We start from the raw sequence: 23,226 nt of genomic DNA, 5'->3' as shown, positions 1-23,226 counted from the left end.
GAGCTCCGGGAGAGGCTGCGAGACCTCGCCAATGAGCGCCGGAGGTTCGACTACCGAGGGCCGTTCATCCTGCTGCGGCGGAAAGCGAACCCTCGGGCATCAACCGCATCCAACGGCTCTACCGGGAGGAAGGGCTGCGCGTGCGCAAGCGCAAGGGCCGCAAGCGGGCCATTGGCGTCAGGGCCCCCCTGCTTGTGGAAGCGAAGCCGAATGCCCGCTGGTCACTAGACTTCGTGCATGACCAGATGGCCAATGGCCGGCGGTTCAGGATCCGCAACGTGGTAGATGACGTCACCCGCGAGTGCTTGGCGGCCATCCCGGACACCTCAACTTCCGGTGATCGGGTGGCCAGAGAACTCACCACTCTCCTCGAACGGGGAGGCAGGCCCGGTCTGATCGTCAGCGACAACGGAACCGAGTTCACCTCGCACGCCATCTGCACCTGGACGAAGGATCAACGGATCGAGTGGCACTATGTCATGCCGGGCAAGCCAATGCAGAACAGTTACGTCGAGAGTTTCAACGGCAAGATGCGGGACGAACTGCTGAACGAGACTCTGTCCTTTGCCCTCGCCTAGGCCCGGGAGGCGGTCGCTGCGTGGGCCGAGGATTACAACACCAACAGGCCGCACTCATCGCTGGCCTACGAGACGCACGCGGCATTCGCCGCGAAGTTCACTGCAACAGGCTGGCACGCTACACCCCTCCGGAGCTCCGCAAGCCAGCCTGTTGCTCAACCCGCCCTACCGGGCATACGACAGGCCAAGACTCTAAAAGCTGCTGGATGAAAGCTCAGTGGCAGGTCAATGACGTCGAGCACCCGGACACAAGATGTCTTCAGGACATGCCGCGCACTGCGAGTCCGTGATTTACCGATCTGCAGGGCAAAGCAGGTGGCAGGGAGTTTAGCTTAGATGGGGTGGGAGAACTGCACTTCTCATTATCGTCGGACCCTTCCTTGCCCTTGCGGAATATTGAGCAAGGTCAAATTGCGCTCATCAGCTTTAAAATGTCATCAGGCACTGCAATATGGTTTGCGATGAATATTTTTTGGAGACTGGAGAATGTCTGTCAAAGTGCTTCGCCTTTCTGTTTCAGCACTCTCGCTTTTCACAGTTGCCGCCATAAGCGATGGGGCTCTTGCTAGGCACACGGATCATATCCTGGCTAGCCAGCTCTATAACCTGTGCACCAACACGATCCGTCAGGGCGGCGGTGGAGGTGACCGTATCGAGGCGGGGTCGTGCCTCGGCTACATTGTAGGCATCGCTGATACGTTCGACTGCGAGGAGGCAGACCACGGATTTCATTGGGATCCGGAGAAGGCTGGCGGAAGTCAGGTTCAGTTGGTGGTGACAGTTATGCAGTGGATCGACACCCACAAACTGGCGCCCCAGCAGGAGGCTCACATGGTGGTGGGTCAAGCTCTTCAGGAGGCATACCCCTGCGATAAGTGACAATCGCCACCCAGATTGTGGTCTGGGTGGCGTAGTCCGTCGAAGTTTGGTCTAGCTCGCAAGGGTTTCAGGTGCCGGACGATGAATGATCAGGTAGCCTAAGATTGCCCGGGACAAATCAGGATCAATCTGGAGCGCTTTATTGAAGCGCGAAAGCGCGCCATCCATAGGGAGTGGGCGAGGAAAACCGATGTAGTAGCCCTCCCCAAGGTAGTCGGCGTGGATGCGGTACCCCTCGCTTTCGAGGTCCAGAACCAGGCGCTCAATCATCGCGCCGATGCTGGCAATTGCTTCCTCTCGGCTGTCAGGCATAGACAGGGTATTGTCGGAATCAGCCATGATGGCCTCCACACAGGTTGTCAGGGTTAGGGCCGGTAGGAAGCACCACCTTCCTTCCGGCTCGCATTTATGCTAAACGCAAATCATGATGAAGTCAATATTTGCTAAACGAAAACCTGGGCGGCCAAAGACTGGCACAACGCGCATGTATGGCGCACGCCTTTCCGAAGAGCTTGTTACCAAGATTGATGTCTGGGCGAACAAGAACGATCTTTCACGCTCTGAAGCTATTCGCCAATTGATTGAAGTCGCGCTCAACAAAGGCCGAACGTGAACCCACAAACAATTTTTGAAGAGGCTCGCGCTCAATTAATCAGGGAACTGAGCGTTCTTCAGGTTGACTTGGAACCCGAACCTAAGCTCTTTGCGGCGGCCTCATGCAGAGTTGCTTCGCTCCTCCTTTCAATCTCAACCCTACATGAAAAGAACTTCGCGCTTGAGGCAGAGATAATCCTCCGTTCAGCGATGGAGACATTGTTCTGGTCGGGTGCGATTGTAAGACGCCCGGAGTTTTTCCAACTGGTGCGGCGAGATGAGGCGCACAACCGACACGTTCTTGCCAAGCAGATAGTTGAGAGTCTCTCTGAGCAATTAGGATACTGCCCCGACGACCTGATCCTCGTGCGCGAGACGAGTAATATGTCGAAAGTTGAGAGAAGAAGACTCACACCCAAGGAAGTCGCGGACCTCGCCGACCTCCAGGAAGTTTATCAGATCTATTGTTTGCTCTCGACACAAGCCGCCCACCCCTCGGCCTTGTCGCTCCGCCGGCATTTTGCTCTCAACCCGTCTGGAGTTCTCTTACATCTCCAACTTGAACTGAACGACACCGATTGGGGTAGAATATTTCAATATGGCTGCCTTGTCTCTTGTCAAGCAGCGGAATTGATCGGGGAGTTCCGAAATTTAAAGCTTGAGTGGCCGGCAGAATTAATGAGGCAATGTGACTCAAGCATCGGATCTCGTGCCATATAACTTACGCCAGGGGGAAGGTTCGCCATGAACAACGTCTTGCCGCACAAAACGGGCCAAAGGGGTTAGTATGGGATAGGTCTAGTCGTCGGTGGGGATAGACCGGCGATGAAGTCGTCAATGACTTTGCCAAGCACCTCTTCCAGCATAGAGCGGTCGCATCGGATTTCGGCTGCCATCTGCGCCCCATATCGCGCCGGCAGTGCCTGGGTCTCAGCACACAGCGCATTGAAGGCCGTCTCGATATGCCGCTGCACGGGCGCCTTGGCGATGTATTCCCGCTCGGTTGCGGCGATCTCCTGGGCAAGCTTACGGCAGCGAAGGATCGCCTCGGCCGTGCGTGCATCGTCGTGGCTAATGACGCCCTCGAGCCGGCGCCCTTCGTCTGCTAGCACGCGGCGTATCAGGGTGTCAGGATCGCGGGCGCCATCATCCGTCGGGGGTGAGTCATTCCTTGGCTGGACTGCGGCACCATCTGCCGGCGTCAGGGGTTTGCGCCAAGCGGGATGGGTGTTTCGGCCGTATGCGTAGCGGACCGCGGCTTCGTCAAATGTGCCATCACCATTTCGGGGGATGGTACCGTTTCGGGCAAGATTGAGGATGGCGGCTCGAGATCGGCCAATTCGACGGGAAAGCTCCGTGGTTGTGATGCCGGGCATGGGTGGCCTGTAGCCTCTTTGTGTAACGTAACCGTCTTGGAAACTCTGGCGCTATCGCAGTGGCGCGGGTCGAACTAACCGCAAAAGTTGTTTTCGCTTCCTAGTACCTTCGGTAGGGGCACCCCCCTATGCCCTCCTAGAGCCACGGGCGAAGGCACAAGCGGCAGAGTGAGAGACGGAGGCCGGCTGCGAAAGCAATGAAACAACCGGCCTCCTTGCCACGCGGCAGGGGATGCCACCGCATGTGCTTCTTGTGAGGGCCTCTCCACACCACTCGGTCACTGCCCGAGAATCTTGAAGGCGTTGCGCTTCCTCGCGCGCTGGTATGCCGCGAACACCGGGAAGCTGCTGAACTCCTGACGAATGTCTGCGCTGCGCATCCACGCTTCGCCGTATGCAAGGATTGCGAGACGTTCGCCCTCGCTGACCTTGTGGCCATTGCTGGCGAGCGTGGCGAGGTAGGCTTTCGCCTCGGACGTCTCGATCATCGGGGCCGGTGCAGGTCGGATGGGCGCCGCTGCCTGCCGTTTGGTCGCGACCGGGTTCGGCTTCGCTGTGTCGGGCTTCTCGTCTCCGAGGCCGGCGGCCATTGCTATGGCGTACAACATGCTCATGGGTTCATCTCCTCTTGGTGTTCGCAGTAGGCATCACATCGCGGCGGTGCGCTAGGCGCGAATGGGCGCGAATAGGCGCCTCGCAAGTCGGAGTAGAACCGTTGTGGAATGCGGCTTCGAGCAGCTTTTCAGGTGAGGTGAATTGCGCCCTCAGTTCAGAATTATCCTGCCACAACTGCGAAGCACGGGTCTTGGCGCGGCGGAACCGGAGGAAGTCGCCCAAGTCTCCGAAGATGCCTTGCAATGTCTGGGACGCGGCGAAGGTGGCGGCGGCGTCCATCTCGAAGGTGTCTGCCTCCGCCTGGAACTCCCGCACGGTCTGCTTCATCCAGGTCTCGCCCGGCATCGCATGGCCTGAAGCCTCGAACCGCCGCTCCAACTCCCGGATCAGTGCCGCTTGATGGGCCATGCCATCGGGGTCTCGGACGGCGAAGTCGAGAAGCGCAGCCTTGGCGAACGCCCGATCATGCACGGGATGCCTGCCGGCGGGCTTGCGGTGGCGCTGTAGGGGCTTCTCAGTCTGGGCAAGGGTCAGCAACACCGAAGCGAGGGAAAGGCACTCAGTGGATTCGGCAACGGCCTGCAGGGGCAAGCCGGCCTGCGCACGGCAGAAGGACGCGAGCGCGACGGCTAACCGCCGCGCCCGATCATCCTGTTGCTGCCGCACGCGCGCCATGATCAGTCCAGAAGGGTCAAGGGCTGGGCCGGCAGCACCCCGTCGTCGTTCAAGGGCCTGGGATAGTAGCCGGTGATGCGGGTCTCGTGGGCCACGTTGAGACCGATAGGCTGGGGCGGGTTGACCGGGCGGTGGCGGTTGCCGGCATAGTGGCGCTCCCACATCGCACGGCGCTTGGCGCTGACCTCTGCGGCGGCCGTGGGCAGCTCCAGGTCGCGGCGGCCTTCACTGGCCATGAAGGAATTTTCGGCGGCGATGGTCTTCTGCACCGCGGCAACTTGGTCAGTGAGGTCGGCGAGCTTGTAGGCTGCAGTGTGCCACTGTTTCAAGAGTCTACGTTCCTCGGCCGGCAGCCTCTGCGCCTCCCGGTGGCGGGCTTCGAGTTTGGAGTTCTTCTCGTTGGCTTCGGCTTCGGCCGCGCGGCGGCGGGCGCCGTCCAGGGCGATATGCAGGGTTTCCACCCGCATCTCCGCATCCTTGATTTCCGCCAGCAGCTTGGACAGGGCAGCCTCGCCACCGTCAAAGATGACGCCCTCGCGCTGCCCCTTTAGGGCTGTAAGGTTTGCCTCGGCTTGGCGGAGGTCGGCATCAATCTTGGGGATAGTCTCTTCGAACTGCGCCGCAGTGCGGACGCTCTTCAGGATGGACAACACATTCATTGCAGGCTCCTTGGTTGTGCCGCCGCACAAGCGCGGTGGCGGGGTCGTCCGCCGTGGAGGCGGAATTGTCATGCTCGCGTCCCTTCCGGGGGTTTGTGGCCATGCTCGAGGACGTGCTCGAGGGTCTGCTCGGCGCACCGCACGGCGTACTGAAGCCTCTCGCGAGTGCGGGGAAGTGCGCTTGGGATGGCCAGTATCTCGTGCCACTGGTCGCTGTAACGTTGGGCCATCTGAAGCACCTCAGAGATGGTCGGGACAAATCGCGAGGTGCGCCTGATCTCCTGGCAGGTGAGCAGCAGGATGGCATCGGGGATCTTGCAGTCGAGGAGGTCAAACACCAGCGCCGCCATGTAGGTCTCGGGATCGGTAAGGCTGGCATTCGGGAATGATCCGATCAGCTGAGCCGCATAGCGGCGTACCGCCTTCTCCGAGCACGTCGAGAGCGCCTTCCGCACGGGCTCCAAGAGTTGCTCGATGTCGGCCTCGTCTGGCAGCGCATCGAGGTTGCGGCGGTTCGCCTCAAGCGCTTGCTGCAGTCGAGGAACGGGCGTGTACCAAGTGAAGCTCAGGTCCTCCCTAGCATTGATGCGGTGGAGGAGGTCGCTCAGGAAGTTAGAATTTCTGGACTGCAGCCGGGCGAGACACTCCTCGGGCCGGATATTGCCGAGCAGGGCAAGTTCGCTCATGTGTTGTCCCCGCTGACGATGCGCAGGGCTGCAAGGGTGCGTTCCTTACCGCTCTGCCATGACGGGCCGCGGGATGCGGTCGTGGTCGGCGGTGGGGAGGGTTCATCCAGCCAGCAGTCGCCATTGAGCCATGAGGCGAGGTGCTTGGTGAACTTGTGGTCTTGCCCAGACCTCTCGGCAGCGTAGCGCAGGACGCCGGCCTTGATCGTCAGGACGTCTGCCCGCTTCAAGGCCGCTTTGTATGCCGAGCTGGCCCGGCCCTTGGAAACCTTGCGAGGGTAGTGGGTCCATATTTCCTCGAAATCGTCGGTGACGTTCACCGGTGCGGTGGGCGATATATATTCTTCCTCAGAGGGTTCTTTCAGAGAGTTCTTTAAAGAGTTAGGTGGACACTGGTGTCCGGTCTGAGTGACAGGAATGTCCGGTCTGGCTGTCTCAAATGTCCGGTCTGAGATATCAGAGTGGACATCGGTGTCCGGTCTGCCTTCGTCCTGCTCGGACATGGGTGTCCGGTCTGAAAGCAACATCCGATAGCGATTGGGTCGCCCGTCACCGCCTCGGGTCTTGCTGAGGAAGCCCCGGACCACCAGCGCATCAACGCGCCGCCTTACGCTGCGCTCGTTCATCCCCATGACATTCGCCAGGTGGCCGAGGCTAGGCCAGGCATCGCCTGTCCTGCGGTTGATGTGGCCCGAGATGCGATAGGCCAGCTTGAAGGCAGCGCCGTCGAGATCGGCGTGGGCGCAAATGGCATCAAGCCACTGAAGTCTGTCCTTAGTGAAGGTGTCGCTCATGCGGCATTCCCCACCGATGCCCAGGACTCAAGCCATTCGCGTTCTGACTGTTCGGCTGCCTTCAGCACCTCCAACTGTTCGGCCGGCATGTGTTTGTCGAGCGCGTCACGGACGAGTTTGCGGAGCCGCGGCCCGTCTATGGCATCGAGTTCGACCGACACCTCGCCAAAGTTCTTTGCCCTCGTATCGGTCGTCTTCGTGGGTCGCGTGGGAAGGTTCCAGGCAGTAATCTGCTCGGGCCGCTCGGCAAGGCGCTCGAAGGTGATCGGCAGGCCGTGGGCATACTCTCGGAGGCTGCTCTCCACCTTCTCGGCGGCGTTGACACCGGAAGGGTCGTAGTCGCCAAGATGATAGATGAACGTAGGCTTGCCGATGGCGCGCATGGTCTCGGCGGCAACATGCAGGAAGGTCAGCGAGGCATAACCTCGCGTCACCATCAACGGAACATCATAGACATCCGTGACGTCGTAGACGACGGCGGAGAGCGCGTCCTTCTCGAGCCACACCTCGACATAGACGTCGGCGTCGTCCCAAAGAGCCTTACGGTAGAAGCGAGCTGTTGCCCGCATTGCGTCCTGAGGGTCCCGCCAGGTCTCCGGCTTCCGCTGCCAACGAACATTGTCAGCGATGTATGAAAAAGGAAGTCGCCCTGTGCGGCGGAGGTGCACCAGCGCCCGTTGAACTCTGACGTAGCCGGCTTCCGTCTTCTCCACCAAACCCTGGACCGTGGCCTGGTAGTAAATCTGCCGAACGGTCATCGGCTGCATCGTGGAGCAGATGGCGAGAAGGCCGGAATAGAGTTCTTCCATGGCCGTCTTGGTCGAACGGCGGTTTGTGGGGCTCGCCTCATAAACCGTCATGCGCGCACCTCGACCACCCGGAGGTACTTATCGATCACCCACGTCCGCGCCGTTGCGAGGATCGAGCGGCTTGTGTTATGTGAGTTCTTGGAAGCCCCCCGGCATCCTCGTGATTTGGCCCCCGCACTGGCGATGTCCGTCGCCTCGGCGGGGGCAGCCGTTTTTGGCGGCCCCTTGATGCGCGCCATGATTAGGCGGCCTGAGATGTGCTGCGACGGGGAGAGGAAAGACGTTCCTTTGCCCACGCATCCAAGTCGGGTGCCTCATAAATCACACGGACGCCAAACTTACGGAACGTAGGACCACCGCCGATGCAGGCGAGTTTCATCAGGGTATTCGGGGAAACCTTGAAACCCTGGCCGGTGAGATAAGCCGCAGCTTCGCGGCGGTCCATCTTGGGTGAGTTGATCATTGCTGTTCTCCGCGCAAGTTGTTCGTTGCTTGCGGGAGAAGAGTTAGTCCAAGCCTGGATGGGATATGGGTGCGAAACCCCCCTCTACTTTCTGGGAGTTATGCCTCTGGCCGATTCCGCTCTTTCCACCTGCGGACGAAGGCCTTGAATCGTGTCAGGTCGGTGAAGCCTTCTCCGGTTGCGAAGCGGAAGAGCGCCGATGCAAAGCGGTAAAAGCGATCAGTGGTCTCGCTAGTGGTCGAAGATACGGCGCCTGCGCCACGATGCTGTACGAACACAGCGACGGACTGGGAGAGGAAGTAGTCTCGCGGGTCGGGCGGGCCGATTTGTTCTCGGTCGCCAAACGTCTTCATGACGGCAGCTTCTGCTGTGACATGCCCGCCTTTGCGGGTGGGAAGCGCGGCTTCGATCTTCGTTGCAGCCGTCGCCATGTCGTTGAGTTGCGACACCGGGTCGTGATGAAGTAAATGCGCCTTAGACTGCCTTCTGAGTTCACCGAATATTACTGCCGGCAACTGCGCTAGACGGGCGGCGAGAAGTGAAGAGGCGGTGCTTACGTCGCATAGTAGTTCATGAGCGTCCTTGATGGTGGGGCCTTTCTGGTTCACTTCGTTGCTGAGGTAAACAATCGCAATCTTTCTCAGCTTTTGTTCGGCCTCTCGGTAAGTGTCACCCTTGACGAACAGCACGGAGAGGGCTTCTCTCAGATATTCGTCCCCGCCTCTCGGTGTCGGGGATCGAAGCACACTGGCTAACGCCTGGCGCGCGGTATCGGTCGCTATCCAGATTGTCTCGCCCCTCTCGTTCTCTTCCTTGGAGGCCTTAATCGGAATCTGAGATGTCTTTGGAGAACTTACCTTCCGAGGCCTCGGACTAGCGAGTGCGATCTTGCCCGGCTTTCTACTAGTGGGCTTATCCCTCTGCGCCATCGGCAGCCCCTTCTATGTTGGCGGTGGGTTGCTTGGTGGCTTCGGCTGTATTCATGCCCGCTAACGCCGTCGCTGCTGCCGTCTCGGCAAGTGCGGCCTTGGCGTTCTCAGCGAAGTGGATGTAGCGCTGAACCGTGGATAATTGCCGATGCCCGAGCGCTTCCATTATCGCCGGAAGTTGTGCGCCATTCATTGCCAGGTGACTGCCAACACTGTGACGCAGGCCGTGAAGTCCAAGTGTTTCAGGCAGGCCCGCGGCGGCCCGTATCTGCATCCAGGGTTTTGCGAGAGAGATTGGCCCTTTGCCGCGCCCCGGAGCGAATACATAGTCGTCTGGGCCGCGCGGGGGCTGCCGTTTGATGATTTCCTGCGCCACGGCGGGGAGTGCTATTACCTTCGCACCGGTGCGCTTGCCGGTCTTATGACTGGAAGGGGGCAGGGTGATCTTTCCTGCCTTCAAGTCGAGATGCTGCCATTGCAGCTTTGCTATCTCACTCTTGCGGGTGCCGGTGAGCGCCAGCACGCGGATGGCATCGGCAGCCGCGGGCCGGATCGCCTTCTTGGCTTCCATGCTGGCGAGTGCGGTGAACAGCGTGGCATAGGCGGCAGCGTCCTCGAGGATAGCGGTGCGCCTGCCGATCGGGGGCAACTTCACCCCGTCGCACGGATTTGAGGTCGCCCGCTTGGTCTCGATTCCCCAGTTGAAGACGAAACGGAGTAGGGCGATGCATTCCCTGGCGGTGATGGGTCCGCCCCGAACGCGCGCCACGCCTCGGGCCTTGGTCTTGACGGTCGCCGCCGTCTTGCCGTCACGGATCGAGTTTCGTGCCCGCTCTACCTGCTCTTTGGTGAGTTCCGTGATCTTGACTTTACCGAGAAGCGGGCGGAGGTGCCGTTCGATCCGACCTTTCTCGATCAACTGTGTGCTGGGCGCCTTGTCCGCATATGCGGTGGACTTCAGATAGGCGTCGAGGAGTTCCGAAACATAGGGGGTGGCCCTGATCTCCCGCTTTTCGGCCAGCGGGTCGCGGCCGGAGCTTATGGCGGCGCGATGTTCCTTGGCCATCTCTCTGGCTTGTTCCGCAGTAACCTTGCCGTGCTTGCCAATTGTGAGGCGGCGGTTGGCATGTTGGCGGTTGCGGTACTGGAAGACATACGACTTCACGCCGCTGGGCAGGACCTGGAGTCCGAAGCCCTTGATCTCATCGTCCCAGACATAGAGCCGCTTGCCATCGGGAGCGGGGGCAACACTGTCCACCAGGCGCTTGGTGATACGCATCCGGGCCTCCTTGCCTTGCTGACATTCGGCGCCGTGTCAGCACCGTGTAAGCACAAAGCGGTAAGTCGCAGTAAGAATTATACCGACAACTTCAATGGAAGCAAGACGTATGCTATTGAATTTCCGTCAATAAGAAGGGAGAGGTAGCGCCGTGTAAGATGGGGTAAAGGCCCGTGATCTTCATTTACACCGAAGATGTCGGGAGTTCGAGTCTCTCATCGCCCACCAGTTCCCGGTTCATCGATGTCCTGGCAGCGCGCTCAGGGGTAGCCGGGTTCGAGGATGGTGATCATCGGCTCTCCGGGCGGCAGGATGAAATTGTCGATCAGTTCGGCATCCTGCGTTCCGAGGTTGGCTGCCGTCATCGGAACACCGGCCGGCATGTAGTAGCACGAGCCTGCCGGAAAGATCATCGGCGCATGGCCTTCCACGAAGTCGGTGATCACGCCGCTGAGAACGCAGGTGTGACCGCCGTATCTGTGAATGTGGATGCCCACGCGCGTGCCCGCCTTGCGGATTCCTTTCATCACCACGACACGGTTGCCGTTGCTGTCCAGCGTGTCGAGCATCACCGTCGGCTGCTCAAGCGGCAGAAGCCTGCCGGGCGGCGTCTGTCCGTTGATCCGCGTGACGGGCGCCACGGCATCGGCGCTAGCTGCAGTCGTTGTGAAGACGGCGGACATCGTGGCCGCCAGGAGGACCGATGCGGGAAAGCAAGTGCGGGAAGACATCGGATCTGGATAGATCCTCCGTCTCCCCGCCGGAACCAATCAGAGCTTTCAAAATTGCTGCCCTGATCGTTCGCCTCAGCAGTAATAGACACCCACCGCGCAGCGGCGCACCGTGCGGCGCGCGACACCGGCGACGCTGACGGGCGTGAGCGGCCGGCCGACGATGGCCTGCGCCTCGCTGACCATGCCGAGCTTGCCCGGCGCGAGAACATGGCCGCCCAGTTCGACGGCGAGGCCGAGGGTGAGGGTGGTGAAGGCCAGAAGGCCGATGCGCTTGATCATCATGAACCTCATTGCGTCAGTTCTTGGGAGTGAGGTGGGAGGGGAGTTCGTCGATGTTGTCCAGCTTGGCAGGCTCGATTGCCTGGGCGCCGGCGGGCGGCGTGAAGGTGAAGTCGGCACTGCCGGGCTCGGCACTCGACTTCCAGTTCCAGATCTCCACCGAGTATTGAGGCTGGCCTGGAATGGTGCGGCTGGTGATGGTGTAGCGGCAGGGATAGGGCTTGTCGCCCTGGGCGATCCACAGCTGCAGGTCCACGTCGTCGTTGCGCATCGCCACGTGCTCGCACATCTGGCCGAGGATGACGCCGGGGCCGAGATAGGCGATGTCGGTGGCCCCGCTCATGATCTGTTCGTAGGAGTCGGATTTCAGCAGGTCGGCGGCGGGAAGCGGCCGGCCATATTTGTCGCGCAGTTCGTCGATCAGGTGGTCGAGATCGCCAGCGAGGGGAATCTGCGCATAGAGGTTCAGGTTGCGGCCCAGCAGGCTCAGCGTCTTGCCGTCATAGACGGCCTCGACATCGGCAAAGCCGCCCTTGCGCTCGGCGCGGACCTTGTCCGGCCGGCTCACGTCCATGGCGCCCGAACTTTCAAGCGACAGGCGCTGGCCGCTGGTGGTGACGATCTCGAGGTCGGTTTCCATGTCGAAGGAGATCGACTTCTGTGACGCGACGTAGTCGGTCATGGTCTTGACCAGTGCCTTGATGTCGGCGGTGTCATCGGCATGGGCGGGAAGGGCTGTCCACATGGCCGCAGCGGCGGCGGCCACGGCAAGCCCGTTTCGGCACAGAAGGCGTGAGCAGTTCATTGCGATCTCCAACTCGATTGCGGTTCGCCGCGGCATGCGCAACCGGCCCCCCGTGCGAGGCTGCGGCCTTTGCTGTCTAGCACAATTACAAATCGCATATTATCCTTTGGAGGACAGCCTGTGCTATCGAACGCATCACATCAGAGGAGAGCAGCCATGGAGTTCGTCCCGTCGATCGAGCAGCTCTCGCAGATCATTTCGCAGGTGGTCGCGCCGGCCTTCCTGCTGGGCGCGGTGGCAAGTTTCGTGTCGATCCTGGCGGGGCGCATGAGCGGCGTCATCGAGCGCATGCGCTACATCAATGACCTGCCGCCGGACGGGCATTCCAAGTCACGCCTCAAGCAGGACCTGCCACGGCTGCGCCGCCGGGTGCTGCTGCTGCAGCGCTCGTTGCTGTTCTCGATCGCCAGCGGCGTGGCGGGGGCGCTGCTGATCATCGTCGCCTTCGGCGCGGCGCTGCTGCACCGCGAGCACCTGTGGGGCACGGCGCTGCTGTTCAGCCTTTCCATGCTTTTGCTGTGCGTGGCGCTGGTGATGCTGGCTGCCGAGGTGTGGATCGGCCTGAACGAATTCGACCCGCTGTGAGCGCTCAGCCGCGCCGGTGAGTCTCGCCGCGGCGGGGAAGGGTGGAAGGCTGCCCGCTGATGAAGGCCGAGGTGAACTCGTCGCGTGCCATCTCGTCATTGGGAGCGGCAATGGCCTTGCCAAAGGCGTGATCCGCCAGGTCGGTCCAGCGCTGCTGAAGCTCCCGGTAGGACTGGCGGATGTGCTGGGCGAAGGTCATCTCTATTTCTTCTAGTAATTCGATAGAGATTAGATAGCATCAGCATCGAGCGATGGCAAGCCCCGTGCGGGCGAGGCGCGGTCTTTCCTAGGGATCAGAACAGGTCGAAGGCGAAGCGGTAGGTCAGGCCTGTGCCGGCGTAATACTGGTTGACGCTGCCTTCCTCGACGATGGGGCTGTTGCCCGCATCGCCCACCAGCCGGTCCCAGCCGACAAGGGCATGGAGCTTCCAGTCGTCCGTCAGGTTGTAGGTGGCGCTGCCGGCGAGGCCCACGGTGTTGAAGCCGGCATCGGCATGATAGGCCTGGTCATAGAGCGGGCTGGCCGCTGCCTCGCTGGCATTGATGCCGAAATAGGTGTCCATGTAGCTCTGCGAGCCCCAGCCGGCGCGCGGCCCGAAGCGCACCTCGAGGTCTTCGGTCGGGCTGGCGATCACGTCCAGGCCGAACTGTGCAACCTGGCCGGAATAGCCGTTGAAGCCCTGGCGCACCTCGACGAAGCCGCGGATCCAGTCATAGCGGGCGGACAGGCCGATGCCGGCCTCGAGTGCCCAGTCCACGTCCTTCAGCCCCTTCAACTCATTGGAATCGGCCGAATTCCGCTTCCCGATATAGTTGAAGGAGGGATAGATGGCGAAGTTGCGGGTGTCGTTCTCCGCGTCGATCTGGCCATAACCCGGCACGAAGAACTTGCTCACCGCGATGAGCGGATAGGGAACGAAGATCGTCTCGTCCGAGCCCGGATAGCGCGGCTGCGCCATGACGCCGGCGCCAAGGTCCATCACATACTGGTGGCCGGAGACATCCTCCGCAGAGGCGGGGGCCGACAGGGCCAGCAGGGACAGGGCGGCGACAAACAGGGGCAATCTGGGCAGGGTCATCTCGGTCTCACGGCAAATCACGGGGGACAATAGCAATTTCCCACGCCGGCGTCACCTGAACCTTGCGGCGGCGGCCTCACTTGCCGAAGAGCCCCAGTTCCGCATCGCCCATCGGATGCAGCTTGCCGCGCGGTGGCCAGGGGCGCGACCGCCAGTGCGGTTCGAAGACAAAGCTGGACAGCCGGCGGCCGGGAAGCAGCGCGCCGTTTCCTGCACCCCATGCATAGTCATAGTAGAGCTTCACCACCTCTTCGCGGCTCACCTGCTGGGCGGCGGGGTGAGCGAGGCAGGCCTCCCGCCAGCGCCGCAGCCGGGTGAGCCCCGCCGGAATGTCGTGGCCCTCGTAATGGTCGAGGAACCAGAAGCGCACGAACATCGGGGTGAAGACGCATTCGGCCAGTCCGAAGCGCTCGAAAAGGTACGGTCCCTCGGGCGCATGCCAGGTGAGGAAGTCATCGAGCTTCCGGTATTGGCCATCCATGAGGCTGGCGAGGTCCTCCCGGCGGGCCGGGTCCTGGTTCATCACCAGGCGGTAGCCGGCGCTGGTGAAGTCCCCCTCCATGGCGATCAGCATGTTCTCGACGGCGCGCTCATAGGGCGTCTGGCGCGCCACTGGCATGGCTTGCGACAGTTCATCGAAATAGCGCAGCAGCACCAGGCTTTCCTTCAGGATGCGGCCGTCGGCAAGCTCGAGCACGGGCAGCGCCGTGGTGCCCCGCGTCTTGGCGAGCAGCGCGGGGTCGCGTGGCCGGGTGATGTCCACGACCCGGAAGTCCACGCTGTCGCGGAGGCCCTTCAACGCCAGCAGGATCTCGACCCGCTGCGAGAAGGGGCAGACGGGAATGTGATAGAGGATCGGCTTCGTCATCGCCCCAGCCTATCAGACCAGTTGCCCGTCCTCGATGAATTTCCGGTCGATGTCCGGCAGGGTCTCGCCATGGAGCGCCGCCTCGAAGGCGCGGAGCCGCTTGTAGATCGACATGAACTCGACGATGTCTGGCCATGACTTGACCAGGTACTGCATGGCGTCGCGCACTTCTCCGAAGGAGGCGCGCACCTGCTGGAAAATGCCGAAGGTGATGGCGCCGGCGGCGATCGACGGGATGAGCACGAAGAATGGCAGCATCAGGTCGGCCTGCAGGTAGGCATAGCGCACCACGTTGAAGTAGAGATAGTTGAAGTAGAGCCGGAAATAGTTCTGCCGCACGGCATCGAACAGCTCCCGCAGCGTGCGCGGCGTGGCGCGGGCGGGGTCATCCTCGCCATAGACCAGTTCCTTGCGATAGGCCGCTTCCACACGCTGGTTGCGGAACTCCAGCCCCGGCAGCTTGATGCCAACGATTGCCAGTATGCCCGTGCCAAACAGCGACCAGACCAGCGAGACGATCACCAGCGAATAGGGCATCGAACCGAGGATCGGGATGGCGGGGATCTTGCTCGACAGGGCGGCGAGGATGGGCAGGAAGGCGATCAGCGTCATGATGGCGCTGACCAGGCTGGTGCCGAGGTCCTCGAAGGTGCGGGCGAAGCGCATGGTGTCTTCCTGCACGCGCTGGGCCGCGCCCTCGATGCCGCGCAGCAGGCTCCAGTTCTCGGCGTAATGGTCGTTCATGGCGGTGCGCCAGCGGAACACGTAGTGGCTGGTGAAGAAGGCATTGAGCACCGCGACGATGATGTAGAGCAGCAGCACCGAGGTGATCTCGGCCAGTCCGACATAGAGATCGGCCGCCGGCACCGTGCCCTTGGTCGAGGGATCGAGCGCCTTCTGGATGAGGTCGAAATAGGAGCCATACCAGTCGTTGATGGTGACGCTCACCTCGACCATGAAATAGAGGACGAAGATGATCAGCGCCGAGCCCAGCACCGACCAGCGGAAATAGGGGTGCGGGTCCAGCACGCGCCACACCGTGGCGAACAGCGCCACCGCACTGCCGAAGAAGAGATAGAACCACAGGAAGGGCGGCGACACGAACCGCGTGACGCCGAGAATGGGTGGCGCATCCGCCGGCGGATTGGGAAGCCCGATGAGGCCACCTGCATCCCGCGCCAGGAAAAACCAGATCAGGACGGCCACCAGCGACCACAGGATGGCGGAGGAAAAGAACAGCCGAGGCGACGGGAAGAAGGAGACGAACATCGCGGGGGGCCTTTCGTGGCAGCGTCCGGAGCGTTAAGAGAACCGGAAGATAGAGTTCGGGCGCCCCGCCGTGCAAATTAATTTCCCTTTATCATCATGAGTTTGCCGGAAAACCTGCAGGCCGCGGTAACGGCTTGGCTGGCGGCGCAAGCGGGCAGCCGCAGGCCGGGCAGCCAGGCCCTGTCGCAAACCTACCGCGCTGGCGGGACCTCGGCCGGGGTCGATCTTGGTTCCTATCTCGTGGCCCGGCTTCCCGCCACCTTCGCGGCGGTAGACCGGGTGCTGGCGGAGCTTGCACGGCTGCGTCCCGGTTTCGCGCCCCGGAGCCTGCTCGACGCCGGGTCGGGGCCGGGCACCGCCTCCTGGGCGGCGCTTGGACATTGGCCCGGTCTCGACGCCATCACCTTTCTCGATTCGTCGCCGCCCTTCCTGGCGCTGGCGGCCGCGCTCGCCCGGCAGGGGCCGGCGGCCCTCGCAGGCGCCACGCCGGTCGGCGGGCGGATGGAGGATATCCCGCCTGGACTGGTGGCCGATCTCGTCATTGCCGCCTATGCCCTGGCCGAATTGCCGCTGGACCGGGCCGCGGCCACCGCTGCCGCGCTGTGGCGGGCCAGCCGCGAAGCACTGGTTCTGGTGGAGCCGGGAACGCCCCAGGGCTTCGCCCGCCTGCGGGCGGTTCGCCAGCTGCTCCTCACGCAGGGCGCGGTTCCCGTGGCGCCCTGCTGCCACGCGCTGGCCTGCCCCATGGCGGGGGATGACTGGTGCCACTTCAGTGTCCGCCTGGCGCGCAGCCGGGCCCACATGCATGCCAAGGCGGCCCGCGTTCCCTTCGAGGACGAGCGCTTCGCCTATCTTGTCCTGGCGCGCGGCGGGGCGCCGCAGGGCGGAGGCCGCATCGTGGCTCCGCCCCAGCAGGCCAAGCCGGGGGTGAGTTTCCGTCTCTGCAGTGAGGGTAGGCTTGAAACCCGCCACGTTGCGAGACGCGACGGCGCGGCCTACAAATGGGCGAGGAAACTGGACTGGGGCGATCTCTGGCGCCCCGCAACCGAAGAGGATGCCCCATGACGCGCCGGCAGATTTCATCCGGATCCAAGTTCGAAGCCGAGATCGGTTATTCCCGCGCCATCGTCGACGGCGACTGGATGTGGGTCTCCGGCACGACGGGCTTCAACTACGACACCATGACCATCTCGGAAGACGTGGCCGAGCAGGCGGACCAGACCTTCCGCAACATCGAGGCCGCGATGGCAAAGGCGGGCTTCAGCCTCGACGACGTGGTCAGCACCACCTACATCTTCCCGCGCGCCGAGGACTTCGAGCCGTGCTGGCCGGTATTCCGCAAATACTTCGGCGAGACCCGCCCCGCATCGACCGCCTTCATCGCCGCCCTCATCGATCCGCGCATGAAAATCGAGATACAGGTCACGGCCAAAAAACGTTGACGCCTCGCTTGACAGGGTGAGGGGGTTCCCCTATCAGACGCCTCACCGAATTGCGGGTGTAGCTCAGTTGGTTAGAGCGTCGGCCTGTCACGCCGAAGGTCGCGGGTTCGAGCCCCGTCACTCGCGCCATTCATTTGGCACCGCAGTTCACACCCACACATCTTCCGCAGAAGATTGACGCAAGCCCACCGGCTTGCGCGCATTGGGGCCGTGGCCGAAGGTCCCGCCTCAGTGCAGGTGGGCGAGCGCGTCGTTCAGCATGTTTTCCCACTCCCGCCGGTTCTGGTGGTGAGGGTGAGCGTCGAGGCACTCCCTCAGCAGTTGTGCCGCAGCGTGCCAGTCCTGGCGCTGGATGGCGGCGCGGGCCAGGCCCGCCTTGGCGATGGGGTCATTCGGATATTCGGCAAGGAGCGTCCGGAACTGGGTCTCGCCGCGCTCGGTCTGTTTGGCGTTCAGCAAGGCATGGCCGAGGGTGGGAAGCCACCAGCGCCGTTCCGGATGGCCGGGGAACCGCGTGAGGCATTCCTCCCAGATCTCCGCCGCGCCTTGCAGATCGCCCCTGAGCGTGGCCACGCGCCCGAGCCCCACCAAACCGCCCGGCTCATTGGGGAATGTGATGAGCAGTTCATCGAGCGGCAGTTCCGCTTCGTCGAGCTTGCCCTGATCGATGAGGAGATTGGCGAGGCAGGGAAGCCACCATTTGCGGTCGGGGTGATCGGGGTAGGCGCGGAGGCATTCGTTCCAGACCGCCGCGGCCGCCGCGCCGTTTCCCTTTTTCTGTTCCAGCAGGGCAAGCACGGCGAGGCCGCCGGGTTCCTCCGGAAACGCTATGCGATAGGCTGCGATGATCTGTTCGGCACGCGCCAGCAGGTTCTGCCGCAGCAGGAGATGCGCGAAGATGATGAGCCACCAGCGCCGGTCGGGATCGCCGGGAAAGCGCCTGACATAGATATCGAACAGCGCGACGGCATGGGCGGGAAGATTCTTTTCCTCGGCGACCTTGGCCAGTCCGAACACGCCCAGGGCTTCATCCGGATAGGCCGCCACGATGATCTGGAAGAGTTGCTCGGCGCGTGTCCACTGCTTGGAGTCGATGAGGATGCGGCCCAGCGCAACCGTCCATCTGCGATGATCCTCATGGTGTGGAAAGAGCCGGATGCAAGTTTCCAGCACCTCGGCCCTTTGCCGGGAATCCGCCAGCATGTCGGCCAGGCGGCTGAAGCCGTCGGCGGCCCATGGGTTGTCGGGTGATGCCGCGAGAAGCTCGTTTAGAGCAGCTTTCGCGCCCTGCGCATCATTGGCATAGACGAGGGCCTTGCTGCGCTGTTCGAGCCACTCCAGCCTGTCCGGGTGATCCGCAGCGGCTGCGAGGCTTTCACCAAATTTGGCGGCCGCGTCCTTCCACCGGCTGCGGGCGAAGAGGATGCGCGCCTCGCTGGCCGATGCCGCCAGCGGCGCGCCGGGGGCCGCGCCAGTGCCGCTCCACGCCAGGCGCCGGCCGATGAGTTCGAAGAAGCGTTCGTTGGGCCGCGCGAAGAACCTGCCCATGCGCTCGCGGATCCGCCGCTGGTCCTGCTCATCATAGATGCCGGCATTGTGCTTCTCGCCGTTGGGCACCTCATGCGGGGGCAGGCCCAGAAAGGCGAAAACCCGGTCCAGCGTCTGCTTCTGATTGTCCTGCATCTCCTCGGTGATGAGGATGCACATCTGTTCGCGCGGGAAGCGGGCGAGCCACCGTTCGAGGTCATGGGCATAGAGCCCCAGCCAGACATAACCGAGCTGCGTGCGCCAGTAGTCGTCGTCGCGGGTGCTGCTGCCGCTTTCGAGAATGTCCAGCTCCTGATTGATCGCCTCCTCAAGCGACCGCTGTTCGATTCCGATACGCAGATTGTTGGCATAATGCGATATGGCGCGGTCCACCGGGTCGCGGGCCAGGGCCAGGAGGCGGGCCGCCGGGTTCATCGCGGTGATCTGAGCGGCCGCCGTGGCCAGCGTGAAGGTGGAGACGCTGGCCTCGCCCGTCATGTAGCGGAGCGCAGCCTCCGGCCGGCGCGGAAAATGGGACAGGTACCAGGCAAGGCCACGCTCGGGATAGAGAAGATAGTCGATCTCCTTCATCACCGGCGGCAGCACCAGCGGGTGCTGCGCGATGTATTCGAACAGCGAGGTCGTTCCGCACTTGGCGGACCCGATGATGAAGAAGTCCGGCACCATCGCTTCCGCGGTGAGGCCCTGTCCGGCAGGAAGTTTCTGAATGCCGTCGAGGAAGATGTCGGTGGCGCGGCGGATGTAGGTGGCGGCCTCGTCATAGGCGCGCAGCAGCGTCAGGCAATAGCCGAGCTGCAGAAAATTGTCGGTCTCCTCGAGGCCGCGCTCGACGAGCCGCTTGCGCAGGCGCACCGCCTCCTCAAGCGACCCGTCCGCGATGAGTGTTGCTGCGAATTCGGTGTTGAAGCGGTAGAGGCCATACATCGTCAGCGCATCGGCGAGACAGCGCAGCGCCGCAACATGGTCGGGCGAAAGCTTGAGCGCGGCGCGCGCGGCGGCAAGCGCCTCGTCACGCTTGCCGGCATCGAGCGACGATCTGGCCGTTTTCACCAGGCCGTCGAGGTGCTTCTGTTTCAACACGTCGCGTGCCATGACCAGACCATAACCAGGGATCGTCTTACGCCCTGCCTTCGGCGCTTTCAAAGGCCTTTTCGGCTTCCGCCTTGCGGCCTGAACGGTCCAGCAGATTGGCATAGTGGCGCCAGACCCAGGCAGGTGCAGGATCAACGGCGAGCGCGCGCGCGATCCGCGCCAGCGCCTCGTCCACATCGCCCTTCTCTTCTGCCAGGCGGCCGAGGCGGAACTGCGTGAGCATGTCGTCGGGCTGCAATTTCTCGGCGTGCTGCAGGGCCAGCAGCGCCTCGGCGAAGTCACGCGTCTCGACCAGGACGCCGCCCAGGTGGCTCCACAGCCATGCCGTGTCGGGCGCAAGCTCGGCAGCCCTGCGCAGGCTGGCCAGGGCTTGCGTCCGGTTGCCTTCCGCCCACAGTACTTCGCCCATCCGGTAGTGGCTCAGAGCGCTCCTGTCGTCCAGTGCGAGAGCCTGCGACAGCAGGTCCTTGGCTTCCGCCAGCTGGGCGGGGGTGCGGTTGGGCGTGTCGATGAGCAGGTAGGCGAGATGGCTCATGATCCAGGACTGCCGCAGCCCGAGGCCGATGGCATGCCGGAAGGCGGCAATCGCGCCCGCCTTGTCGCCTTCCGCCTCGAGGATCCGCGCATGCTCGTTCCAGAACCGCGGCTCGCGCGGGAACTTGCGCAGGCTCTCCGCCACCAGCGCCTTCATCTCGGGCGAGGGGCCGCCGGCGCTCAGCGTGTCGCTCAGCCGCACCGCGGTGTAGTGGCTCTCGGGGTAGAGCTTGAGCCCCAGCCTGAGGATGTCGGCCGCCTCGTCCGGCCGTTCCGCCACATGCAGCAGGTACCACAGGTACATGAGGCGGCCCTCGTACCAGTCGCGCTCCTTGTAGCGGCCGAGTGTCTGGGCCGGCCACTGGTCGACATTGCGGCGCGCCAGCCGCAGGGCCTCGTTCAGCTGCCTGCGGGCGGCGGCGTTCTGGCCGCGCGTGGCGAGCACCAGGAAGCGCGCCTCGTGGGGATAGGGCTGGTTCGGATACTCGTCGAGCATGGCGAGCGACTGGGCATCGGCCGCCTTCAGGTCATTGTTCTGGAGCAGGCAGCGGATGCGCTCCAGCTGCGCGATGCTGCGGTCCGGGCTCGGATAGTTGATATCGAAGGGGCGATCGATTGCATCGTTGATCTGCGACAGGTGGAGCGCGGGGTCTGACAGCAGGGCGATTGCTGCGTCGGCGGCCTTTGTGGCATCGCCGGGCCTGCCGCTCTCGCGCAGCAGGCGCGAGCGCAGCAGGTGAAGGTTGTCGTTGCGCGGATCAAGCGCCAGCGCCTTGTCCGCCTGCTGCAGCGCCTCGTTCCGCCGTCCGGTGGAGGACAGGAGTTCCGCCATGGCCTGGTGCAGGTGGGGCGAGGGCGGTGCCTTCCTGAGGCCGCGCTTCAGCACGCTCTCGGCCACGCGGTGCCTCCCCGATGCCCAGAACAGCCGTGCGAGCGCCAGATAGGCCGGTGCAAAACGCGGCGACATGCGGATGGCGCGGTGCAGCAGGCGGGCCGAGCCCGCCCAGTCGCCGGTGTGCAGCAGGTAACGGCCGCGCTCGAAATGTGTGATGCCTTCCGCATCCTGCAGCCGCTGTGCATCCTTCCGCGCCGCATCGGCGGCGGCGGCTTCGGACTGCTTGTCGAGGATGGCGGCATGGTGGAGGCGCAGCGCCGGCCATTTGGGCGCCGCGGCGATGGCCTGGCGCGCCACCTTGTCGGCTGCCGCCAGGCGGTTGTGGCGGAGCAGGTGCCCGCTGCGCTGACGCGTCTGGTAGACGGCGGTTTCCTTGTCGAGCGTGGGCGGCGGCGGCATCTCGCCATCAACCCCGGCGAAGGCCTTCTTCAGAAGTGCCGCCAGCGGCTTGTCCTCGGCGAGGTCCTTGTCGGTGGCATCGCCTGCCGTGCGGTCCTTGAGGCGGCCCGGCCGGTCAACCGACCAGTTGGTGTTGAGCGCCTTGAAGTGACGGATCTCGATGCCCTCGGGCAGCTTGCTGTCCGGATAGCCGAAGATGTCGTGAACGGCGAACTGCGCAGTGTCGGGGATGCGCGAGGGCACCACGGCATATTTGTTCTCGCAGCCCTGGGTGCGCTCGGCCTTGCGGTGCCAGAAGTCGCGATGCAGCGGCTTCTTGGCGCTGTCGGTTCCGGAGGACCGGTGTGCCTCCACCCATTTGCCGCTGAACTTGAGGTGCCCGCGCGGCGAAGCCTCGGTGAGCTTGAAGATGCTCTTGCCGCCCGGGCAGGTGACGAGTTCGTCGATATCGAGGTTGAGGCAGGAACGGGCGGAGGCAAGAAAGCGGTAGCGCGCATGTTCGAGCATGCCGAACTGGCAGAAATGGCCTTCCCACAGATCATAGGTGAGTGGCAGGCGCCCGTCGAATGGACCATAGCGGTAAGGCCAGTTCAGCGCGACGCCGGTGATGCCGGGGATCGCGGCAAGGCAGCCCTTGAGCTCCGACACATCGTAGAAGGTCGAGTTGTTGTCGTAGACCAGTGCGGCATCGCAGCCGTGCAGGCGCTGGTGGAAGATGATCCAGTCGCGGATCCACTCCAGCTCGTTGTTCTGGCTCAGCGTCATCAGCACGCGGCGCCCGGCGAAAAGGCTGGAGAGATTGGGCTGCGGCACCACATAGGCGGTGCCCGCCGCGCTCTCGATGCGCAGGCACTGCAACTTGCGCGGCGCGCGCAGGGTGATCTCGGAGATGAACACGCGCGACACCGGCACCGGCTTCAGTTCCTCGCCGCCCGGCATGGCAAAGAACCGCAACTTGAGGTCCGCCTCGAGGTTCATCAGCGCCGGGCCGATGAGCTTCAGGCTCTTGCCGTCGGCCGACCAGAAGCAGTCATAGAACACCGTGTGGAAGTCATACTTGTCCTCGAAGTCGGCATGGCGGAGGACCGGCGGGCGCTTCGGCCGCCTGACGGCCGGACTGTGAAGCCCGAGTGACCAGGAGGAGACCGTGACATCGATGGGTTTGTTCATGGTGGTCATCAGGGCGGATCAGCTGTGCCAAGGCTGATGAAGGCGTTTCGGGAACCATCTCCCTATTGACATCAGCGCATTGATTTCTCAGATGAATAGTGGCCGAAAGAAAACCTGATGGCAAGCCGAACCGCGTGCCATGACCCCTCCGGGTGCAGACGAGGTTACTTTGATAATAAGCTTGGCAGGAC

General features: G+C 63.0%; 26 protein-coding genes, 1 tRNA gene and 1 pseudogene. 8 read left to right on the top strand and 20 right to left on the bottom strand.

Translation table 11 applies throughout. The annotated features are described in order from the left end of the window. Positions 1 to 788, top strand: a pseudogene (locus DK847_RS14690) (IS3 family transposase); the annotation flags it as partial. A gap of 276 nt (positions 789 to 1,064) precedes the next feature. Further along, positions 1,065 to 1,457 (top strand): Rap1a/Tai family immunity protein, encoded by a 393-nt coding sequence (locus tag DK847_RS14685; RefSeq protein WP_111199255.1) that lies wholly within the window; start codon positions 1,065 to 1,067, stop codon positions 1,455 to 1,457. 51 nt (positions 1,458 to 1,508) lie between these two features. Here DK847_RS14685 and DK847_RS14680 read toward each other — a convergent pair whose 3' ends face one another. Continuing rightward, positions 1,509 to 1,796, bottom strand: coding sequence for a hypothetical protein (locus DK847_RS14680; protein WP_146256143.1), 288 nt, complete (start codon positions 1,794 to 1,796; stop codon positions 1,509 to 1,511). Between the two features lie 85 nt (positions 1,797 to 1,881). On the opposite strand from DK847_RS14680, the gene DK847_RS21140 reads away from it, so the two are divergent. Beyond that, entirely contained in the window at positions 1,882 to 2,070 is a 189-nt protein-coding gene (locus tag DK847_RS21140; protein ID WP_111199253.1) for a ribbon-helix-helix protein, CopG family, read from the top strand. Continuing rightward, positions 2,067 to 2,771, top strand: a complete 705-nt coding sequence (locus tag DK847_RS21135) for a DUF5677 domain-containing protein (RefSeq protein ID WP_111199252.1) — start codon at positions 2,067 to 2,069, stop codon at positions 2,769 to 2,771. The genes DK847_RS21140 and DK847_RS21135 overlap by 4 nt, the downstream gene beginning before the upstream one ends. A 62-nt stretch (positions 2,772 to 2,833) precedes the next feature. On the opposite strand, the gene DK847_RS20420 is transcribed toward DK847_RS21135, so the two are convergent. The 13 genes from DK847_RS20420 to DK847_RS14605 form a co-directional block, all read right to left on the bottom strand. Beyond that, on the bottom strand, positions 2,834 to 3,427 hold the full coding sequence (locus DK847_RS20420) for a hypothetical protein (RefSeq protein WP_146256142.1): 594 nt from the start codon (positions 3,425 to 3,427) through the stop codon (positions 2,834 to 2,836). Between the two features lie 278 nt (positions 3,428 to 3,705). Continuing rightward, positions 3,706 to 4,041 (bottom strand): hypothetical protein, encoded by a 336-nt coding sequence (locus DK847_RS14660; protein WP_111199250.1) that lies wholly within the window; start codon positions 4,039 to 4,041, stop codon positions 3,706 to 3,708. Between the two features lie 4 nt (positions 4,042 to 4,045). After that, positions 4,046 to 4,717: a hypothetical protein gene (locus DK847_RS14655; protein ID WP_111199249.1), complete on the bottom strand. Its 672-nt coding sequence runs from the start codon at positions 4,715 to 4,717 to the stop codon at positions 4,046 to 4,048. Positions 4,718 to 4,719: 2 nt separating this feature from the next. Beyond that, positions 4,720 to 5,376: a hypothetical protein gene (locus DK847_RS14650; RefSeq protein ID WP_111199248.1), complete on the bottom strand. Its 657-nt coding sequence runs from the start codon at positions 5,374 to 5,376 to the stop codon at positions 4,720 to 4,722. A gap of 68 nt (positions 5,377 to 5,444) precedes the next feature. Beyond that, positions 5,445 to 6,062: a hypothetical protein gene (locus DK847_RS14645; RefSeq protein ID WP_111199247.1), complete on the bottom strand. Its 618-nt coding sequence runs from the start codon at positions 6,060 to 6,062 to the stop codon at positions 5,445 to 5,447. After that, entirely contained in the window at positions 6,059 to 6,856 is a 798-nt protein-coding gene (locus DK847_RS14640; RefSeq protein ID WP_111199246.1) for a helix-turn-helix domain-containing protein, read from the bottom strand. The genes DK847_RS14645 and DK847_RS14640 overlap by 4 nt, the downstream gene beginning before the upstream one ends. After that, complete coding sequence (locus DK847_RS14635; RefSeq protein WP_111199245.1) at positions 6,853 to 7,716, bottom strand: hypothetical protein; 864 nt, start codon at positions 7,714 to 7,716, stop codon at positions 6,853 to 6,855. Before DK847_RS14635 ends, DK847_RS14640 begins: the two co-directional genes overlap by 4 nt. 190 nt (positions 7,717 to 7,906) lie before the next feature. Continuing rightward, complete coding sequence (locus DK847_RS14630; protein ID WP_425358693.1) at positions 7,907 to 8,128, bottom strand: helix-turn-helix transcriptional regulator; 222 nt, start codon at positions 8,126 to 8,128, stop codon at positions 7,907 to 7,909. Between the two features lie 98 nt (positions 8,129 to 8,226). Then, positions 8,227 to 8,817 carry a hypothetical protein gene (locus DK847_RS14625; protein ID WP_111199244.1) on the bottom strand — a complete coding sequence of 197 codons (591 nt, stop codon included), beginning with the start codon at positions 8,815 to 8,817 and terminating at the stop codon, positions 8,227 to 8,229. Positions 8,818 to 9,040: 223 nt separating this feature from the next. Then, on the bottom strand, positions 9,041 to 10,336 hold the full coding sequence (locus DK847_RS14620; RefSeq protein WP_111199243.1) for a tyrosine-type recombinase/integrase: 1,296 nt from the start codon (positions 10,334 to 10,336) through the stop codon (positions 9,041 to 9,043). A 260-nt stretch (positions 10,337 to 10,596) separates the two neighbouring features. After that, positions 10,597 to 11,019 carry a cupin domain-containing protein gene (locus DK847_RS14615; RefSeq protein WP_111199242.1) on the bottom strand — a complete coding sequence of 141 codons (423 nt, stop codon included), beginning with the start codon at positions 11,017 to 11,019 and terminating at the stop codon, positions 10,597 to 10,599. Positions 11,020 to 11,142: 123 nt separating this feature from the next. Further along, on the bottom strand, positions 11,143 to 11,352 hold the full coding sequence (locus DK847_RS14610) for a hypothetical protein (RefSeq protein ID WP_111199241.1): 210 nt from the start codon (positions 11,350 to 11,352) through the stop codon (positions 11,143 to 11,145). A 13-nt stretch (positions 11,353 to 11,365) separates the two neighbouring features. After that, complete coding sequence (locus DK847_RS14605) at positions 11,366 to 12,154, bottom strand: DUF2092 domain-containing protein (RefSeq protein WP_245414625.1); 789 nt, start codon at positions 12,152 to 12,154, stop codon at positions 11,366 to 11,368. Positions 12,155 to 12,310: 156 nt separating this feature from the next. Here DK847_RS14605 and DK847_RS14600 point away from each other — a divergent pair, with 156 nt between their 5' ends. After that, complete coding sequence (locus tag DK847_RS14600; protein ID WP_111199240.1) at positions 12,311 to 12,739, top strand: DUF2721 domain-containing protein; 429 nt, start codon at positions 12,311 to 12,313, stop codon at positions 12,737 to 12,739. A 4-nt stretch (positions 12,740 to 12,743) separates the two neighbouring features. Here the strand turns inward: DK847_RS14600 and DK847_RS14595 are convergent, their stop codons facing one another. The 4 genes from DK847_RS14595 to sbmA form a co-directional block, all read right to left on the bottom strand. Further along, complete coding sequence (locus DK847_RS14595; protein WP_111199239.1) at positions 12,744 to 12,938, bottom strand: hypothetical protein; 195 nt, start codon at positions 12,936 to 12,938, stop codon at positions 12,744 to 12,746. 94 nt (positions 12,939 to 13,032) lie between these two features. Next, positions 13,033 to 13,818 carry a MipA/OmpV family protein gene (locus DK847_RS14590; RefSeq protein ID WP_111199238.1) on the bottom strand — a complete coding sequence of 262 codons (786 nt, stop codon included), beginning with the start codon at positions 13,816 to 13,818 and terminating at the stop codon, positions 13,033 to 13,035. Positions 13,819 to 13,894: 76 nt separating this feature from the next. Beyond that, a complete protein-coding gene (locus tag DK847_RS14585) occupies positions 13,895 to 14,686 on the bottom strand; it encodes a glutathione S-transferase family protein (RefSeq protein WP_111199237.1) in 792 nt (263 codons plus the stop codon). Between the two features lie 12 nt (positions 14,687 to 14,698). Beyond that, positions 14,699 to 15,955 (bottom strand): peptide antibiotic transporter SbmA, encoded by a 1,257-nt coding sequence (gene sbmA / locus DK847_RS14580; RefSeq protein WP_111199236.1) that lies wholly within the window; start codon positions 15,953 to 15,955, stop codon positions 14,699 to 14,701. 96 nt (positions 15,956 to 16,051) lie between these two features. Here sbmA and DK847_RS14575 point away from each other — a divergent pair, with 96 nt between their 5' ends. The 3 genes from DK847_RS14575 to DK847_RS14565 all read left to right on the top strand — a co-directional run bounded on the left by DK847_RS14575 (position 16,052) and on the right by DK847_RS14565 (position 17,526). Further along, positions 16,052 to 17,020 (top strand): small ribosomal subunit Rsm22 family protein, encoded by a 969-nt coding sequence (locus DK847_RS14575; RefSeq protein ID WP_111199235.1) that lies wholly within the window; start codon positions 16,052 to 16,054, stop codon positions 17,018 to 17,020. Beyond that, positions 17,017 to 17,397 carry a RidA family protein gene (locus DK847_RS14570; protein WP_111199234.1) on the top strand — a complete coding sequence of 127 codons (381 nt, stop codon included), beginning with the start codon at positions 17,017 to 17,019 and terminating at the stop codon, positions 17,395 to 17,397. Before DK847_RS14575 ends, DK847_RS14570 begins: the two co-directional genes overlap by 4 nt. A gap of 52 nt (positions 17,398 to 17,449) precedes the next feature. Next, positions 17,450 to 17,526, top strand: a tRNA-Asp gene (locus DK847_RS14565). A 99-nt stretch (positions 17,527 to 17,625) separates the two neighbouring features. On the opposite strand, the gene DK847_RS14560 is transcribed toward DK847_RS14565, so the two are convergent. Together DK847_RS14560 and DK847_RS14555 are read right to left on the bottom strand one after the other, a co-directional pair. Then, positions 17,626 to 20,037: a tetratricopeptide repeat protein gene (locus DK847_RS14560; RefSeq protein WP_161957294.1), complete on the bottom strand. Its 2,412-nt coding sequence runs from the start codon at positions 20,035 to 20,037 to the stop codon at positions 17,626 to 17,628. Between the two features lie 25 nt (positions 20,038 to 20,062). Next, positions 20,063 to 23,035 carry a tetratricopeptide repeat protein gene (locus DK847_RS14555; RefSeq protein WP_161957293.1) on the bottom strand — a complete coding sequence of 991 codons (2,973 nt, stop codon included), beginning with the start codon at positions 23,033 to 23,035 and terminating at the stop codon, positions 20,063 to 20,065. Positions 23,036 to 23,226 lie beyond the last annotated feature (191 nt).

The organism is Aestuariivirga litoralis (assembly GCF_003234965.1).
GTDB classification, from domain to species: Bacteria; Pseudomonadota; Alphaproteobacteria; order Rhizobiales; family Aestuariivirgaceae; genus Aestuariivirga; species Aestuariivirga litoralis.
The sequence above is the reverse complement of the archived record's forward strand: the minus strand, read 5'-3'. Positions and strand labels throughout refer to the sequence as shown.

Bases quoted from the DNA above. Each gene is read 5' to 3' on its own strand.
- DK847_RS14685 (WP_111199255.1), top strand. From the start codon at position 1,065: ATGTCTGTCAAAGTGCTTCGCCTTTCTGTTTCAGCACTCTCGCTTTTC.
- DK847_RS14680 (WP_146256143.1), bottom strand. From the start codon at position 1,796: ATGGCTGATTCCGACAATACCCTGTCTATGCCTGACAGCCGAGAGGAA.
- DK847_RS21140 (WP_111199253.1), top strand. From the start codon at position 1,882: ATGATGAAGTCAATATTTGCTAAACGAAAACCTGGGCGGCCAAAGACT.
- DK847_RS20420 (WP_146256142.1), bottom strand. From the start codon at position 3,427: ATGCCCGGCATCACAACCACGGAGCTTTCCCGTCGAATTGGCCGATCT.
- DK847_RS14660 (WP_111199250.1), bottom strand. From the start codon at position 4,041: ATGAGCATGTTGTACGCCATAGCAATGGCCGCCGGCCTCGGAGACGAG.
- DK847_RS14655 (WP_111199249.1), bottom strand. From the start codon at position 4,717: ATGGCGCGCGTGCGGCAGCAACAGGATGATCGGGCGCGGCGGTTAGCC.
- DK847_RS14650 (WP_111199248.1), bottom strand. From the start codon at position 5,376: ATGAATGTGTTGTCCATCCTGAAGAGCGTCCGCACTGCGGCGCAGTTC.
- DK847_RS14645 (WP_111199247.1), bottom strand. From the start codon at position 6,062: ATGAGCGAACTTGCCCTGCTCGGCAATATCCGGCCCGAGGAGTGTCTC.
- DK847_RS14640 (WP_111199246.1), bottom strand. From the start codon at position 6,856: ATGAGCGACACCTTCACTAAGGACAGACTTCAGTGGCTTGATGCCATT.
- DK847_RS14635 (WP_111199245.1), bottom strand. From the start codon at position 7,716: ATGACGGTTTATGAGGCGAGCCCCACAAACCGCCGTTCGACCAAGACG.
- DK847_RS14630 (WP_425358693.1), bottom strand. From the start codon at position 8,128: ATGATCAACTCACCCAAGATGGACCGCCGCGAAGCTGCGGCTTATCTC.
- DK847_RS14620 (WP_111199243.1), bottom strand. From the start codon at position 10,336: ATGCGTATCACCAAGCGCCTGGTGGACAGTGTTGCCCCCGCTCCCGAT.
- DK847_RS14615 (WP_111199242.1), bottom strand. From the start codon at position 11,019: ATGTCCGCCGTCTTCACAACGACTGCAGCTAGCGCCGATGCCGTGGCG.
- DK847_RS14610 (WP_111199241.1), bottom strand. From the start codon at position 11,352: ATGATGATCAAGCGCATCGGCCTTCTGGCCTTCACCACCCTCACCCTC.
- DK847_RS14605 (WP_245414625.1), bottom strand. From the start codon at position 12,154: ATGAACTGCTCACGCCTTCTGTGCCGAAACGGGCTTGCCGTGGCCGCC.
- DK847_RS14600 (WP_111199240.1), top strand. From the start codon at position 12,311: ATGGAGTTCGTCCCGTCGATCGAGCAGCTCTCGCAGATCATTTCGCAG.
- DK847_RS14595 (WP_111199239.1), bottom strand. From the start codon at position 12,938: ATGACCTTCGCCCAGCACATCCGCCAGTCCTACCGGGAGCTTCAGCAG.
- DK847_RS14590 (WP_111199238.1), bottom strand. From the start codon at position 13,818: ATGACCCTGCCCAGATTGCCCCTGTTTGTCGCCGCCCTGTCCCTGCTG.
- DK847_RS14585 (WP_111199237.1), bottom strand. From the start codon at position 14,686: ATGACGAAGCCGATCCTCTATCACATTCCCGTCTGCCCCTTCTCGCAG.
- sbmA (WP_111199236.1), bottom strand. From the start codon at position 15,955: ATGTTCGTCTCCTTCTTCCCGTCGCCTCGGCTGTTCTTTTCCTCCGCC.
- DK847_RS14575 (WP_111199235.1), top strand. From the start codon at position 16,052: ATGAGTTTGCCGGAAAACCTGCAGGCCGCGGTAACGGCTTGGCTGGCG.
- DK847_RS14570 (WP_111199234.1), top strand. From the start codon at position 17,017: ATGACGCGCCGGCAGATTTCATCCGGATCCAAGTTCGAAGCCGAGATC.
- DK847_RS14560 (WP_161957294.1), bottom strand. From the start codon at position 20,037: ATGGCACGCGACGTGTTGAAACAGAAGCACCTCGACGGCCTGGTGAAA.
- DK847_RS14555 (WP_161957293.1), bottom strand. From the start codon at position 23,035: ATGAACAAACCCATCGATGTCACGGTCTCCTCCTGGTCACTCGGGCTT.